General features: G+C 47.7%; 13 protein-coding genes and 1 riboswitch. Of the genes, 4 read left to right on the forward strand and 9 right to left on the reverse strand.

Features of this window, described 5'->3' with window-relative positions; all coding sequences use genetic code 11:
• Window positions 1-48: 48 nt before the first annotated feature.
• The 3 genes from ACQQ6X_RS19925 to ACQQ6X_RS19935 all read left to right on the forward strand — a co-directional run bounded on the left by ACQQ6X_RS19925 (window position 49) and on the right by ACQQ6X_RS19935 (window position 2,757).
• Window positions 49-858 (forward strand): histidinol-phosphatase, encoded by an 810-nt coding sequence (locus ACQQ6X_RS19925; protein WP_305166738.1) that lies wholly within the window; start codon window positions 49-51, stop codon window positions 856-858.
• A 190-nt stretch (window positions 859-1,048) separates the two neighbouring features.
• The gene (locus ACQQ6X_RS19930; RefSeq protein WP_063209474.1) at window positions 1,049-1,789 is read left to right on the forward strand and encodes a GTP pyrophosphokinase; all 741 of its coding nucleotides are present in this window, start codon (window positions 1,049-1,051) and stop codon (window positions 1,787-1,789) included.
• An 80-nt stretch (window positions 1,790-1,869) separates the two neighbouring features.
• Window positions 1,870-2,757 (forward strand): NAD-dependent epimerase/dehydratase family protein, encoded by an 888-nt coding sequence (locus tag ACQQ6X_RS19935; protein WP_305166739.1) that lies wholly within the window; start codon window positions 1,870-1,872, stop codon window positions 2,755-2,757.
• Between the two features lie 138 nt (window positions 2,758-2,895).
• Here the strand turns inward: ACQQ6X_RS19935 and ACQQ6X_RS19940 are convergent, their stop codons facing one another.
• From ACQQ6X_RS19940 to ACQQ6X_RS19970, 7 genes are all read right to left on the reverse strand, one after another.
• Window positions 2,896-3,504 (reverse strand): GNAT family N-acetyltransferase, encoded by a 609-nt coding sequence (locus ACQQ6X_RS19940; RefSeq protein WP_305166740.1) that lies wholly within the window; start codon window positions 3,502-3,504, stop codon window positions 2,896-2,898.
• A gap of 52 nt (window positions 3,505-3,556) precedes the next feature.
• Window positions 3,557-4,297: a metallophosphoesterase family protein gene (locus ACQQ6X_RS19945; protein WP_305166741.1), complete on the reverse strand. Its 741-nt coding sequence runs from the start codon at window positions 4,295-4,297 to the stop codon at window positions 3,557-3,559.
• Between the two features lie 105 nt (window positions 4,298-4,402).
• Entirely contained in the window at window positions 4,403-5,347 is a 945-nt protein-coding gene (locus ACQQ6X_RS19950; protein WP_149034186.1) for a metallophosphoesterase, read from the reverse strand.
• 58 nt (window positions 5,348-5,405) lie between these two features.
• Complete coding sequence (locus ACQQ6X_RS19955) at window positions 5,406-6,215, reverse strand: aminoglycoside N(3)-acetyltransferase (protein WP_305166742.1); 810 nt, start codon at window positions 6,213-6,215, stop codon at window positions 5,406-5,408.
• A gap of 167 nt (window positions 6,216-6,382) precedes the next feature.
• Window positions 6,383-7,150: a succinate dehydrogenase iron-sulfur subunit gene (sdhB, locus tag ACQQ6X_RS19960; RefSeq protein ID WP_063209487.1), complete on the reverse strand. Its 768-nt coding sequence runs from the start codon at window positions 7,148-7,150 to the stop codon at window positions 6,383-6,385.
• A gap of 19 nt (window positions 7,151-7,169) precedes the next feature.
• A complete protein-coding gene (gene sdhA / locus ACQQ6X_RS19965; RefSeq protein ID WP_063209489.1) occupies window positions 7,170-8,915 on the reverse strand; it encodes a succinate dehydrogenase flavoprotein subunit in 1,746 nt (581 codons plus the stop codon).
• A gap of 93 nt (window positions 8,916-9,008) precedes the next feature.
• A complete protein-coding gene (locus tag ACQQ6X_RS19970; protein WP_063209491.1) occupies window positions 9,009-9,683 on the reverse strand; it encodes a succinate dehydrogenase cytochrome b558 subunit in 675 nt (224 codons plus the stop codon).
• Window positions 9,684-9,909: 226 nt separating this feature from the next.
• Between ACQQ6X_RS19970 and ACQQ6X_RS19975 the strand changes: the two genes are divergently transcribed.
• Window positions 9,910-10,815: a LysR family transcriptional regulator gene (locus ACQQ6X_RS19975; RefSeq protein WP_064798048.1), complete on the forward strand. Its 906-nt coding sequence runs from the start codon at window positions 9,910-9,912 to the stop codon at window positions 10,813-10,815.
• A 5-nt stretch (window positions 10,816-10,820) separates the two neighbouring features.
• Here the strand turns inward: ACQQ6X_RS19975 and ACQQ6X_RS19980 are convergent, their stop codons facing one another.
• Both ACQQ6X_RS19980 and ACQQ6X_RS19985 read right to left on the reverse strand, forming a co-directional pair.
• Window positions 10,821-11,498: a potassium channel family protein gene (locus ACQQ6X_RS19980; RefSeq protein WP_129549932.1), complete on the reverse strand. Its 678-nt coding sequence runs from the start codon at window positions 11,496-11,498 to the stop codon at window positions 10,821-10,823.
• A gap of 18 nt (window positions 11,499-11,516) precedes the next feature.
• Window positions 11,517-12,857 carry a TrkH family potassium uptake protein gene (locus tag ACQQ6X_RS19985; protein WP_305166743.1) on the reverse strand — a complete coding sequence of 447 codons (1,341 nt, stop codon included), beginning with the start codon at window positions 12,855-12,857 and terminating at the stop codon, window positions 11,517-11,519.
• A gap of 410 nt (window positions 12,858-13,267) precedes the next feature.
• Window positions 13,268-13,420: riboswitch (cyclic di-AMP (ydaO/yuaA leader) on the reverse strand.
• Window positions 13,421-13,579 lie beyond the last annotated feature (159 nt).

Below are 13,579 nucleotides of genomic sequence, written 5' to 3' on the forward strand. Positions count from 1 at the left end.
ATGAACAACATACACATATAAACCTTGCTTATGAAAGGAAGACAGTCTATGAAATTTGATCTGCACACCCATCATTTCCGCTGCGGTCATGCAGACGGCAACATTCGGGATTACATCGAAGCAGGTATTCAGTCAGGCTTACAAGCTATTGGTATTTCCGACCATTCCCCTTTCTTATGCAGTGAAAAGGATCAGGCTTTCCCTAAAATATATATGGCCAAGTCACAGCTTGCTGAATATGTAAAAGAGGTACAGGAGCTTAAGAAGGAATACGAGGGCCGTATCGACGTGCTCCTTGGATTGGAAACGGATTATTTCCCTGACTATGCTGAATTGTATCGTTCCACTTTGGCTCCTTATCCATTTGATTACCTCATCGGGTCGATCCACAATGTCGAAGGGGACAGCATTTTTAATCGCAACCGTTGGAAAAAATTAAGTGACGCTCGTAAAGTCGAGGTCAAACAAGCCTACTATGCGCTCATTCAGCAATCTGCGCGAAGCGGCATGTTTCAGATTTTGGGGCATATTGACGCCATGAAGGGGAATTTCCCTGCCTTTTCAGACATTCCTGCCGATGAAGCTATTGACGAAACCTTACGGGTGATAGCGGAATCCAATGTGGCGATTGAGATTAACACTTCAGGTAAAACCAAGCTGAGTGGCGGATGGTACCCGTCTGCTTCTATTTTAGAAAGAGCGCACCATTTTGGTGTGGAGGTCACTTTTGGCTCGGATGCCCATAAACCTTCGCGGGTAGGCGATGATTGGGAAGAAGTAAAAGCCATGCTGAAGGAGATCGGCTTCCGGGAATGGGTTTATTTTAAAGAAAAACGTAAAATTCCTGTGGCGCTTTAATATGTATTAAGGGTGGGAATCGCTGTTGCAATGGGATGCTTAGGTATTATATAGAGAGTAAAAATCCCATTGCAAAGGCGAACACTAACGCTTCTCCAGATTTCAAATCCTCGCTCTGTCACCAATCGCCTTAAACCGTACAACCCTAATCTTTTAAATAAACAACAACTTTGTGTGAGGAGAATTACATATGCAATTGGAAGATCCGATGGACAAGCTCAAAAAGCTAAAGCACGACATCACGCGATTTATGCTCATTTATAAGTTTGCGCTCGACGAAATGGAAACCAAGATTGAAATATTAAAGCAGGAATTTCAAGCATTGCACGATTACAGCCCCATTGAGCATACCAAATCGCGCCTTAAATCTCCTGAGAGCATCATGAACAAAATGCTTCGTAAAAATAGCGAGTTATCGCTGGATGCGATCAAAAATCATATCAAGGATATCGCGGGCTTGCGTATTACATGCTCTTTTATATCTGACATTTATGATGTCAGTAACATGCTTCAGAGACAGAGTGACCTCAAGGTGCTGGAAATCAAGGATTACATCAAGAACCCCAAGCCGAACGGTTATCAAAGTCTGCATTTGCTGGTTCAAGTTCCTGTATTCATGTCGGACTGTGAGGAACTGGTCTGCGTAGAGGTGCAGATTCGAACTATTGCGATGGATTTTTGGGCAAGCCTGGAGCATAAAATCTTTTATAAATACAACCAGTCTGTTCCCGAGAGTCTAACACGTGAATTAAAGAACGCAGCGGATTCCGCTAATGCGCTTGATCTCCAAATGGAACGTCTGCACCGTGAAATCAAGGAGATTAAAGACGCCAGAGGCGAAGAAGACTCTATGGAAGAGCTCCGAAAGATAATGATTAATAATCAGCAAATTACGGTACCTGCCAATTTTTTGAAGCTTTTAGGGGAATAAATCTTGCGTCCTGTATCCTTTATATTCCTTCGTCCGTCTATCTTAATATAAATGAAAACCACAATGGGAGTGATGTAAGTATGAGAAAGGTACTTGTATTGGGTGGAACTCGTTTTTTTGGCAAAAGATTGGTGGAACGTCTGCTGGAAAGTTCTGAGCACTCCGTTACCATCCTCACGCGAGGCCATACAAGCGATTCGTTCGGTGACCGGGTTCAACGGATCTGTACAGACCGTACCGACCCGCAAGCGCTCGCTGAGGCGGTAGGTGAGCAAGTATGGGATGTTGTTTATGATAATATTTGCTATTCTCCAGACGAAGCCAGCGAGGCGTGTCGTATTTTTGATGCTAAAGCCAAAAGGTATATTATGACCTCCAGCCTATCCGTCTATGATCCAAGTCCGGAAGCGCTGACAGAGAATATCTTTGATCCTCAGACTTATCCGGTTCGTCAGGGCGGGAAGGACGATTTTACATATCAGGAGGCCAAACGGCAGGCAGAAGCGGTTTTTATGCAGCAAGCTACGTTTCCTGTAGTGGCTGTTCGTTTTCCGATTGTATTGGGAACAGATGATTATACGAAAAGACTCCATTTTCATATTGAACATGTTCGTACAGGCCAAGAAATCGGAGTACCTAATTCCACAGCTCATATCTCATTTATTCGTTCCGATGAAGCTGCAGATTTTCTGCTTTGGCTTGGGTCTGCTCATTTAAAAGGTTCAGTCAATGCTTGTTCCAACGGTACAATAAGGATAGGAGATATCATTTCAATCATTGAACAGGTAACCGGAAAACAAGCTGTGATCCAAGAAAAAACAGCAAACGAGCATATGTCTCCATTCGGTATAACACAATCGTGGTATATGGATACGACCAAAGCCCAGTCAGAGGGATACTCTTTTCTTTCCCTAAATGAATGGCTGCCAGAGCTGGTAACCAGCCTGAACCGTACCTATGAAGTATAAAAAAAAGAGGACCCGAATAATCGGGTCCAGCAACATATATTATTCAAAAGGGGGTCATGTCTGTATTGTACCCGTCCTGTGTTAGAGTTGTTTTGCAGTTATATTTCATCTTTGTAACAAAATATTCCAATGACATTTCTACGCATAATCCCCTTGGGTCATCGAAAACACCAACACACTCGGCACCTCTCCTGAAGGATCGTAGGCACTTATGGTGCGCAGCAGGCGCATCTTATTTTTCATAAGCACGCGCATGGAAGCGTGGTTATTCTCTTGGCAACGGCTTTCGATCCGCTTGAGCTTTAAAGAACCGAAACCAAATTTCAGCATCTCTCCCACGACTTCTGTAGCCAGTCCCTGCCCCCAAAAAGGCCGATCCAGAATATAGCCCAGTTGTGCCTCACCCGTTCTTTCATTCCATTGCTGAAAAGAAACGATACCGAGCAACGGTGAGAAGGTCCGTTCGTTGAATTCATCATGCAGATTGCTTTCCCCTGTCTCTCTCCGATGCCATTCCACCGCGAAATGCACGGAATCCAGTGAATCAGCAGATATTTTAATTTGCGCAACCAGGCGCTTCATCCTTGCATAGACTGGCTTGCGAATTCGATTCACATATTGGATTACCAATGGATCGGATAAGATCCGCTCCAGCGCAGGATAATCCTCCGCTTTTAGCTGGCGCAATCGGACTCGGCGAGTGTAAAGCTCCGGCAGTCCGAGACGAAGCATTTCTCTGGTCAGCACAATGTTCCCTCCTGCGGATGGATTCTGCTCTTAGCAATGCATATTTCTATACTTAATCCAGGTCCTGAATTCCTCGGTAAATTCCGGTACGCAGCTCTCGAATATAATATGGCAAAGAAGGCACACCCGCCTCTTCTGCTTGTTTTACTGCCAATTCTATATCATACGGTACACGTACAAAATGGATAGAAAAAGGCGTGAGCTGCTCTTCTCCCCATTGCCCCTCTAAAATGCAGTAGGAAGCCTGGGTGATATCCAACGGGTTCCCAACACTCCCAACATTAAAAAGTGTTTTTCCCTGAAAATGCTGGATAAAAGCATTATGCACATCACCATATCCTACAACCTCTGGAGCAAAAGGTACTTTTCCACTTTCTTCTGCGAGCGGATCGAACATGGCAAGCCTTTTGGCTGGCTCATCCCATGGCTGCACGCGGTGGTACACACTTTGCGGCGAGGCATGCACCAAACGGATGCGTCGTCCGCTCATTCTGAAATCATAATGAAACGGTAACTGTGCCAAATACTGTACTCGCTCTGCACCCAAACGTTCGGCTTGCCAGCTAAAATTGAGATCATCCGTTATGCTAACCAGCTCATCCCAATTGCCCCGAACGACGATTTCACAATGTTGGCGGATAGCATCCAGAACCTCGCACGGGCTGGGCCCTTTGCCGATCAGATCCCCCAAACAAAACACACGGCTAATGCCTCGGGAAGCAATATCCTCCAGCACTGCCTCACAAGCAGGCCAATTGCCATGAATATCTGAAATGACAGCAACACGATCCATCTGAATCTCACTCCTTTGTCCGAAACAACTACATCTCTACACTACATTCAAGCCAACATTATGTAGTTCCAACATATAAGATGAAGAAGAAAAAAAGATCATGGCCTATTGGCCAGATTTTAACGTGATGACACTAAGCTCCGGTCTACACAGCACACGAATCGGCAAATGTGTCATCCCAATGCCTCGACTGACATACAGTGGCATTCTCTCCGTCCCCACATGGAATAATCCCTGAATGTACTTGCGCCCACCCGGGGGCGGCATCGGTGCTCCAATAACAGGCAAACGTACTTGTCCCCCATGCGTATGTCCTGACAATTGAAGATCAAAGGACATTTGCGCCGCCACATCTGCATAGTCCGGCTCATGCATCAAGAGCAGCTTACACATCTCATCAGGCAGTCCGTGGATAGCACGCTTCGGATTAGGCTTGCCCATGATGTTATCTTCTAACCCGACAATGGCTACACGCTGTCCTGCACGCTCTACAACCGCATGCTCGTTTCTCAGCAGCGTAAACCCGGTTTTCGGATACAACTCCTGAACTCCAGCGGGTAAGCCTCTATAATCATGATTGCCCAGAATAGCAAACTTACCAAGGGTAGCGTGCATGGAAGCCATAACTGGAACAGCAGCCTTCATCGATACGGAATAGTCATCTACAATATCACCTGTAAAACAGAGCAAATCCGGCTCCAGGCCTGCGATCCGGTCCGCAAGCTCGCGCAGATCCTGCTCATCCATATGAAAGCCCAAGTGCACATCGCTGAAATGCACCACCCTAATTCCGTCAAATGCAGACGGAAGACGAGGAAGAGACAAACTGAAGCGTGTAATCTCCAAATGATTAGGCTCCCATAAGGAAGCATATCCTCCAGCCAAGAGTGCAGTTCCAGCTGTAGCCAGAGCCGCCTTTTTCAAAAAACGACGACGGGAAGGATTGGCTGGCTCATTTGAAAAGGAACGCCGCGAAGAACCGGGAGGGCTAGCGGCCTGCTGATGTGGGCCATCCTGGCTCTCGCGGCGGATTTGCGGCGTCTTCCCCATTTCGTTTCCCTCCTTGCGATCTATTCACTTTTTGAAAAAAATTCATATTTCGGAAGCATCACCGATGAGTGGACAACCACTGCTCTGCATAGTCAACCAAATCCCGTTGCCTTGCGAAAAAACATGAAGCCTCTCCGATGTTCACCCGTGTGAAAGACGAGGGACAGTCCCGTTCAAAATCAAGTCCCAGCTGCTCAAAATCATCCGAGGTAATATTATAATCTTGAAAAGACACCCACGCTTTGGCCCCATCCACCATCATAGGAGCTTGATGCGTGATGACTTCACGTCCATTGTAGGCTGTTCGATATTCTGCCAAATGCAAGGACGTGTTGCTGTCATGTCCGCAGCCCAGCAGCAGTACATAGGCGTCAGCTTCATACAGCTTGGCCAAGGGTGAATGCTCTCCCAGCCCAAAATCAAGCTCATGCGCTTCCAGCAAGCCTGAAGCAGCAGGTCCACGCGCCGCCAGAGAAACGTGTGGATGCCCGCTGCGCACTGTTCCCGGCAGGCCACGGAACGTTTCTACAATGACGCCCATCCCTCCAGTCACCGTCCAGGCTGGATCATAAGCCGGCATTTCCTCGCGCACCAGTTCCCACCATGACTCATCCAGAGGTGGGTTCATCCAGATGGACGGGTCTGACAAGTCGTGTGACTGTGTCGGCATCACCAACGTCCCTTCCGGGCCAATCGCCTCGGTTAATGCAGCAAGAATGGCGGAGGTCCCGCCTGGAACAAAGCGTCCAAAACTTCGCATCGAAGAGTGAACAAGCAATGTCATGCCGCTCCGAACTCCCAGATCCCTTAATCCTTTTAATACATCCGACCTCGTAACAGGCCGTTTCGTTATCGGTTGCACAGTCACCTGTCCAGCCTCCTTTTCTCCAAAAACGATACACAATATCATAATTATACCATAAGTGCTATTCCGCACTCCTTCTCCATGTTACCCTCCATTGTTTCTAAGCGCAAAAAACAGGCCTTTCTCCGGTTTGGAAAAAAGCCTGTTTGTTACCTCTTGGACTGACTGTGCTACACTGTCAGCCAGCGCTTGAACATATGCTTGGTCGTTTGCTTGTTCATTTCGGCAATAGAAGTTGTCAACGGAATGCCTTTCGGACAAGAGCGCACGCAATTTTGTGAGTTCCCGCAGCCCTCCAGCCCGTCGTCCGTCATCAATGCCTCCAGGCGCTCCTCCTGATTCATTTCTCCTGTCGGATGGCTGTTAAACAGGCGAACCTGAGAGATCGCCGCAGGTCCGATAAACGTCGTCTTCTCATTGACATTCGGGCATGCCTCCAGACAGACCCCACAGGTCATACACTTGGATAGCTCATACGCCCACTGACGCTTTTTCTCTGCCATTCTAGGACCAGGCCCCAGATCGTAGGTACCGTCAATCGGAATCCACGCTTTGACCTTCTTGAGCGCGTTAAACATCCGGCTGCGGTCGATGACCAAATCCCGTACGACCGGGAATGTGCTCATCGGCGCAATCGTAATCGGCTGCTCCAGCTTATCGACGAGTGCCGCACAAGCCTGACGCGGCTTGCCGTTAATCACCATGGAGCATGCTCCACATACTTCCTCCAGGCAGTTCGACTCCCAGCACACGGGAGTCGTCTCTTTCCCGTGGCTGTCGACCGGGTTACGCTGAATTTCCATCAGCGCGCTAATCACGTTCATTCCCGGTCGATAGGCCAATTCAAATTCTTCCGTATAGGAACTGGCATTAGGCTCATCCTGACGAGTCACAACAAACTTCACTGTTTTGTTCGATTTCACTGCTTGCTCCGACATCTAGATACACTCCCTTCTGTTATTTGCTTTTGGAATAATCCCGAACACGCGGCTTGATCAGCGAAACGTCCACAGCCTCATACGAGATTTGCGGCCCTTCCGGTGTCCAGTCTGCAATCGTTGTTTTCAGAAAATCCTCATCATTACGGTCCGGGAAATCCGGCTTATAATGAGCCCCGCGGCTTTCGTTGCGCAACAGCGCCCCTTTGGTCATGGCCTCGGCCAGCTCCATCATATTCCACAGTTGACGTGTAAACGCTGCACCTGCATTATTCCAGCGGGAAGCGTCATTAATATTAATGTTGGAATAACGCTCCTTCAGCTCCTTGATCTTGTGGATCGTAGCTTCCAGCTTGTCATTATACCGAACCACGGTCATATTGTTCGTCATCCACTCGCCCAGCTCTTTATGAAGAACATAGGCATTTTCCTTACCGTCCATATGCAAAATACGTTCATACTTCTCTGTCTGCTGATTGACTGCCGCATCGAATACCGAAGAAGCTACATCCTGTGCAGACTTTTTCAAGCCCTTAATATATTCCACAGCCTTCGGTCCAGCCACCATCCCGCCATAAATGGCCGACAGCAATGAGTTTGCACCCAAGCGGTTCGCTCCGTGATACTGGAATTCACACTCACCAGCCGCGAACAGGCCCGGTATATTCGTCATCTGATTATAATCGACCCACATGCCGCCCATTGAATAATGAACAGCCGGGAATATTTTCATTGGAATTTTACGCGGATCGTCACCGACAAATTTTTCATAAATTTCAATAATGCCGCCCAGCTTTACATCCAGCTCTTTCGGGTCCTTGTGGGACAGGTCGAGGTAAACCATGTTCTCGCCATTAATCCCCAGCCCCTCATCAACGCATACACTGAATATTTCACGGGTCGCAATATCGCGAGGCACCAGATTTCCGTATGCCGGATACTTTTCTTCGAGAAAGTACCAAGGCTTGCCGTCCTTATATGTCCAGATACGACCGCCCTCTCCCCGTGCTGACTCGGACATGAGACGCAGCTTGTCGTCACCAGGTATAGCCGTCGGGTGAATCTGAATAAACTCACCGTTCGCATAGCGTACGCCTTGCTGATACACCGCACCGGCAGCCGTACCCGTATTGATGACAGAATTCGTGGTTTTGCCGAAAATAATGCCAGGACCACCGGACGCCAGAATAACTGCATCCGCTGCAAAAGTCTTCACTTCCATCGTACGTAAGTCCTGCGCGCAAATCCCTCGGCAAATGCCTTCATCATCCAGTACAGCCTGTAAAAACTCCCAGTTTTCGTACTTGGTCACCAAACCTGCAGATTCCCAGCGCCGGACCTGCTCATCGAGAGCGTACAGGAGCTGCTGTCCTGTCGTCGCACCTGCAAAGGCTGTCCGATGATGCTGGGTACCGCCAAAGCGGCGGAAATCCAGCAGTCCTTCTGGTGTCCGATTAAACATGACGCCCATGCGGTCCATGAGATGGATGATGCCCGGAGCCGCTTCGCACATCGCTTTTACCGGCGGCTGGTTAGCCAGAAAGTCACCGCCATAGACTGAATCATCAAAGTGAATCCAGGGTGAGTCTCCCTCACCTTTGGTATTTACCGCACCGTTGATGCCCCCTTGAGCACAAACGGAGTGGGATCTTTTGACCGGAACCAAAGAAAATAAATGCACGTGGACTCCCGCCTCTGCCGCCTTGATCGTAGCCATTAGACCCGCCAGACCGCCGCCCACGACAATAATGTTGGATGCTGCCATTTCTGCTCACTCCTTCTTTTCAGGATTTGTACGAAATCCCCTTTTCCAATCTAAAATAAAATCTCAACACGATGTATCAATTAAATGACTCATTTACAGTAGCTGTTTAAAAGGACCGTATTGCACCAAGGCTGTGGCCATTTGCTGGAATTCCGCGCTGCGGAATGCAAACAGAGAGGCGATGAAGCCGATCGACACCACCACAAACAGGGTCATACAGATGTAGGAAGATACCTTTTGGGCACGTGGTCCCACGGTAATCCCCCAACTGACCATAAACGCCCATAGACCATTAGCAAAGTGAAAGGATGCCGAAACGACGCTGATTAAATACAAAATAAAATAGACCGGATTCGTCACTATGCCATGCATTACGCCGCCTAGCTCCTCATGAGTTACATTACCCAGGGCCACCTGAATGCGTGTGTCGTATACATGCCAGATAATAAATACAAACGTAATGACACCGGAAATACGCTGGAACAAAAAGCGCCAATTGCGCGAATAGCCAAACCTTTTGACATTCGGGTCAGCCTGATAAGCGATATACAAGCCATAGATTCCATGGAACAGTAATGGCAAGTAGATAAATAATGTTTCTAGCACAATAACCAGTGGCAAACCATTCAGGAAGGCCACGCTGCGATTAAACCCTTCCTTCCCGCCCTCCACCGCTGTGAAGTTCGTCACCAAATGCTCAACAAAAAATAGAGCCAATGGAATGACGCCAAGAAGCGAATGCAGCTTTCTGGAATAAAATCCTCTCATCTAGGTCATGCTCCCTTCTCCCAATAATAGCGTTTTCAATAGTAATATAACATATAAAATGACAGTTCCCGACAGGAAATGTCCAACAAGGTGTCCCTTAAAAGGAAAAACAAAAGTGTGAACATCTTGTGTCGCTTTCATGTTACTCCTTTTCGGCTTATAATGGAATTGCAATATACGTATTAATTATTATGCCTTTTTTGCATATAGAGAGGAAGTGGATGATTTGTTTGAGGATTTGAACGCTTTTGCCGTCGTTGTCGAGCAGTCCAGCCTGAATAAAGCCTCCAAACTGCTGAATCTGTCCCAACCTGCCCTGTCCCGTAAAATTGCCAAGCTGGAGGAAGAGCTGGGTGTCCATCTCTTCGATCGCCGCGGCAAACGGCTCGAAATTACATCGACTGGCCGATTTGTATATACTTTCGCGCTGGAGCAGCGGCAACGACAGCTTCGTTTCTTACAAAAGCTCTCCCAGCACAAAAATGAAGCTCAAAGCATGCTTACACTGGGCGCCAGTCTCACGACACTCCAAACGACGCTGCCGACCCTTGTCGAAGCTTTCATGAGCAAGCATCCTCAGACTGAGCTGAAGCTACTCACCGGCAAAACGCATGAAATTGTCGCCTTTATACGCGACAAAAAGGCAGACGCCGGTATAGTCGGGTCTGCCATTCATGAAGCCGGACTGCGTTGCATTCCGTTATTTGACGATCATTTGGAGCTAGTCGTTCCCATCGGACATGAATTAACAGCCAAGACAGGAACAGTCTCGATGAAGGATTTGCAAGGATTGCCGATGATTATTTTCTCCAAAGGAACCTGGTACCGCAGCCTAACGGATGACTTGTTCCAACGCAGCGGCATTATGCCGGATATTCGTATGGAGATTGACTCCTTTGAGGCAATTGTACGCCTGCTTCCCACCTGCAAGGCATCCGCTTTGCTGCCCAAATCCTATTTGCGCAGCGAACTGCTGCGAGATAATGGACTTACTGCATTGTACTTGCCTGATTTGAAGGAGACACGTCGAACGACCTCCCTCATCTACTCAGAAACGGCCGATCTCGGCCCGACAGCACGACGCTGGATTAGCGAGACGCGTGCATCGTTTGCAGGCCACCGTATGGTGTAGAGGGTCTAACCCTCTTCATTGATGTTAACAACCTCATCCTCAAAGCGGCCGATATTATCGTTGGAGCCGATAATGACCATAATATCGTCTGCTTTCAGCCGATCCATAGCTGTTGGTGCGATTAAGATACCATTCGCCGTATGAAGCGCCACAATACTGCAGCCAAAGCGGGTGCGAGCATTTAATTCTGCTAACGTTTTGCCATTCAAACATGCAGGCACATTGAGTTCCACAATGCTGTATTCCTTGGACAGCTCCAAATAATCGAGCAGATTAGGCGTGACCAGTTGATGCGCTACCCGGATACCCATATCCCGTTCCGGATAAATGACCCGGTCCACACCAAGCTTCTCTAACGCACGTCCATGTAGCACAGATATGGCTTTGGCTACGACTTTTCTCACACCCAGCTCCTTCAGCAAAATGGCGGTCAGGATGCTTACCTGAATATCATCCCCAATCGCAACAATGCCGCAATCGAAATTACGGATGCCCAGTGATCGCAACGCATCTTCATCTGTGGCGTCTGCTACGACAGTATGTGTCAGGATCTCACTCATACTGTCAACAACATCCTCATTCCGATCAATGCCTAGCACCTCGCACCCCATATCCACCAATTGCAAAGCCAGGCTTGAGCCAAACCGCCCCAAGCCAATGACTACAAACTGCTGCGTTTTCATATCTACTCGAAAACTCCCTTACCCTATAATTATTTTACCTTCTGGATGACGATACAATTCCTTACCCTTTTTCGGTCCCAGGGCATAAGCCAGCGTGAGCGGGCCCAGCCTGCCTGCAAACATTGTCAGAGTAATCACCAGCTTGCCTACAACTGTCAAATCAGGTGTAAGCCCCATAGACAGTCCTACCGTACCAAATGCAGACACCGTCTCGAACAAGATCATCAGAAAATGATGATCCTCGGTTGCGGACAGAATCATCGTCACGCCGATCACGAACAGCAGCCCCAGCAATGTAATGGTCAAAGCCTTATAAATTCGTGCTTGCGCAAGTCGATACCGGAACAGCACAATATCTTCCCGTCCCCGCAGCATCGAAAACACCGCTCCAATGAGCAGGGCAAACGTAGTGGTCTTAATCCCGCCTCCAGTGGAGCCAGGCGAAGCCCCAATAAACATGAGTATGATGATAAAAAACTGCGTTGCCTGCCGCAAGCCTGCAATGTCCAGCGTATTGGCGCCTGCGGTACGGGGGGTAACGGACTGGAATAAAGATCCCAGCACTTTCCCCCCCCAATCCAGCGAGCCAAGCGTCTTCGGATTCGTAAACTCAAATACAAAAATGACGAGCGTCCCGACTACAATCAGAACGGCTGTCATGCTGAGCACCACCTTGGTATGCAAGGACAGTCTCTTGCGCTTGCGGTATTCTACCAGGTCTGACATCACGACAAAACCAATACCACCGGAAATAATGAGGAACATGGCTGTAAAATTAACAATTGGATCATATACATAACCTGTCAGGCTGCGAAATTCACCGAACAAATCAAAACCAGCATTATTAAACATGGAAATCGCATGCCAGATTCCAAAATAAATCGCTCTGCCTACCGGCATATCAAACGACCAGCGAATCGAAAAAATGGCTGCACATACGCCCTCAATAATCAACGAGTACCATAGGACCTTGCGGATCAATCCGACAATTCCCTCGACAGAGGTCTGATTCATCGCTTCTTGCAAAATAAGGCGCTCCCGCAAGGAAATGCGACGTTTGAACACCAGCCCGATCAAGGTAGCCATGGTCATAAAGCCAAGACCGCCGATCTGAATCAGCGCAACGATAACAATTTGACCAAAGGTTGTAAAAAAAAGTCCTGTATCCTTAACAACAAGCCCGGTTACACAGGTCGCGGACGCAGCCGTAAACAAGGCGTCTATAAACGCAAGTGGCTTCCCCGTTGTATTGGAAATGGGCAGCATTAACAATAAACTACCTATAAGAATGATAATAGCGAAGCCTGCAACGAATATCTGCGGTGGAGAAAGCCGAAGCCAGCTTGCATTGGGATTCATTTATTTATCACTTCTCTCCTAAATCCTAAAAAACTATAAAAACAGTGATTTAATACGGTGTAAACCCGCTACGCGTTCCATTTGTCTTCCGATCGTCGCTGCCCCTGATTTTTTAATTTTCCAAACCTTAAATAACTATAATTAGCATTCCCTGAAAACAGGAAGAATGCATGTTAAACACTACCCGGCCCCCTATGCTATTGGCGGGCAGCAGCGAAGGGGGCAGAATTGTTCTGAAGAAGCGGAGCGTTTGCCTTTATCTCCGGATTTTAACCATAAAAGGGTTTATACAATCAAAAAATCCGGGGATAACAGCAATCGGAAGAATAATCTGAACCCGCAGCGGCCTAACCAATCCAAACACTTTTATACACACAAAAAAAGACACCGGAAAACCGAGTGCCCCTGACTTGGTTCCTGCCCATAGCCTACGAGGTTAGCTGACGGATTCGGACAGTACAGTATGCCCTATTTACACTCCCGTTCCATCTGGATCGGCTGTAAAATTCACCCCAGTAACATGGTTCCCCCGTTTTCTCATAGAAATTCGGCTTAAATGTATATCATTACCTAACATATTTCATAGGCATTGCCTCAAGATTATAATCCTTCTCTATCCAGATCACAAAATCGATTTCGTCGAAAAAACGTGAAATTAGCTTTAATTTGTGAATGGGCATCGTTTAATCACAGCTTATCTAATTTTATTAAAACTTTACAGT

Source organism: Paenibacillus ottowii (assembly GCF_050516475.1).
GTDB classification, from domain to species: Bacteria; Bacillota; Bacilli; order Paenibacillales; family Paenibacillaceae; genus Paenibacillus; species Paenibacillus ottowii.

Excerpts from the sequence above, each read along its gene's own strand:
- ACQQ6X_RS19925 (WP_305166738.1), top strand. The coding sequence starts at position 49 with ATGAAATTTGATCTGCACACCCATCATTTCCGCTGCGGTCATGCAGAC.
- ACQQ6X_RS19930 (WP_063209474.1), top strand. The coding sequence starts at position 1,049 with ATGCAATTGGAAGATCCGATGGACAAGCTCAAAAAGCTAAAGCACGAC.
- ACQQ6X_RS19935 (WP_305166739.1), top strand. The coding sequence starts at position 1,870 with ATGAGAAAGGTACTTGTATTGGGTGGAACTCGTTTTTTTGGCAAAAGA.
- ACQQ6X_RS19945 (WP_305166741.1), bottom strand. The coding sequence starts at position 4,297 with ATGGATCGTGTTGCTGTCATTTCAGATATTCATGGCAATTGGCCTGCT.
- ACQQ6X_RS19950 (WP_149034186.1), bottom strand. The coding sequence starts at position 5,347 with ATGGGGAAGACGCCGCAAATCCGCCGCGAGAGCCAGGATGGCCCACAT.
- sdhB (WP_063209487.1), bottom strand. The coding sequence starts at position 7,150 with ATGTCGGAGCAAGCAGTGAAATCGAACAAAACAGTGAAGTTTGTTGTG.
- sdhA (WP_063209489.1), bottom strand. The coding sequence starts at position 8,915 with ATGGCAGCATCCAACATTATTGTCGTGGGCGGCGGTCTGGCGGGTCTA.
- ACQQ6X_RS19970 (WP_063209491.1), bottom strand. The coding sequence starts at position 9,683 with ATGAGAGGATTTTATTCCAGAAAGCTGCATTCGCTTCTTGGCGTCATT.
- ACQQ6X_RS19980 (WP_129549932.1), bottom strand. The coding sequence starts at position 11,498 with ATGAAAACGCAGCAGTTTGTAGTCATTGGCTTGGGGCGGTTTGGCTCA.
- ACQQ6X_RS19985 (WP_305166743.1), bottom strand. The coding sequence starts at position 12,857 with ATGAATCCCAATGCAAGCTGGCTTCGGCTTTCTCCACCGCAGATATTC.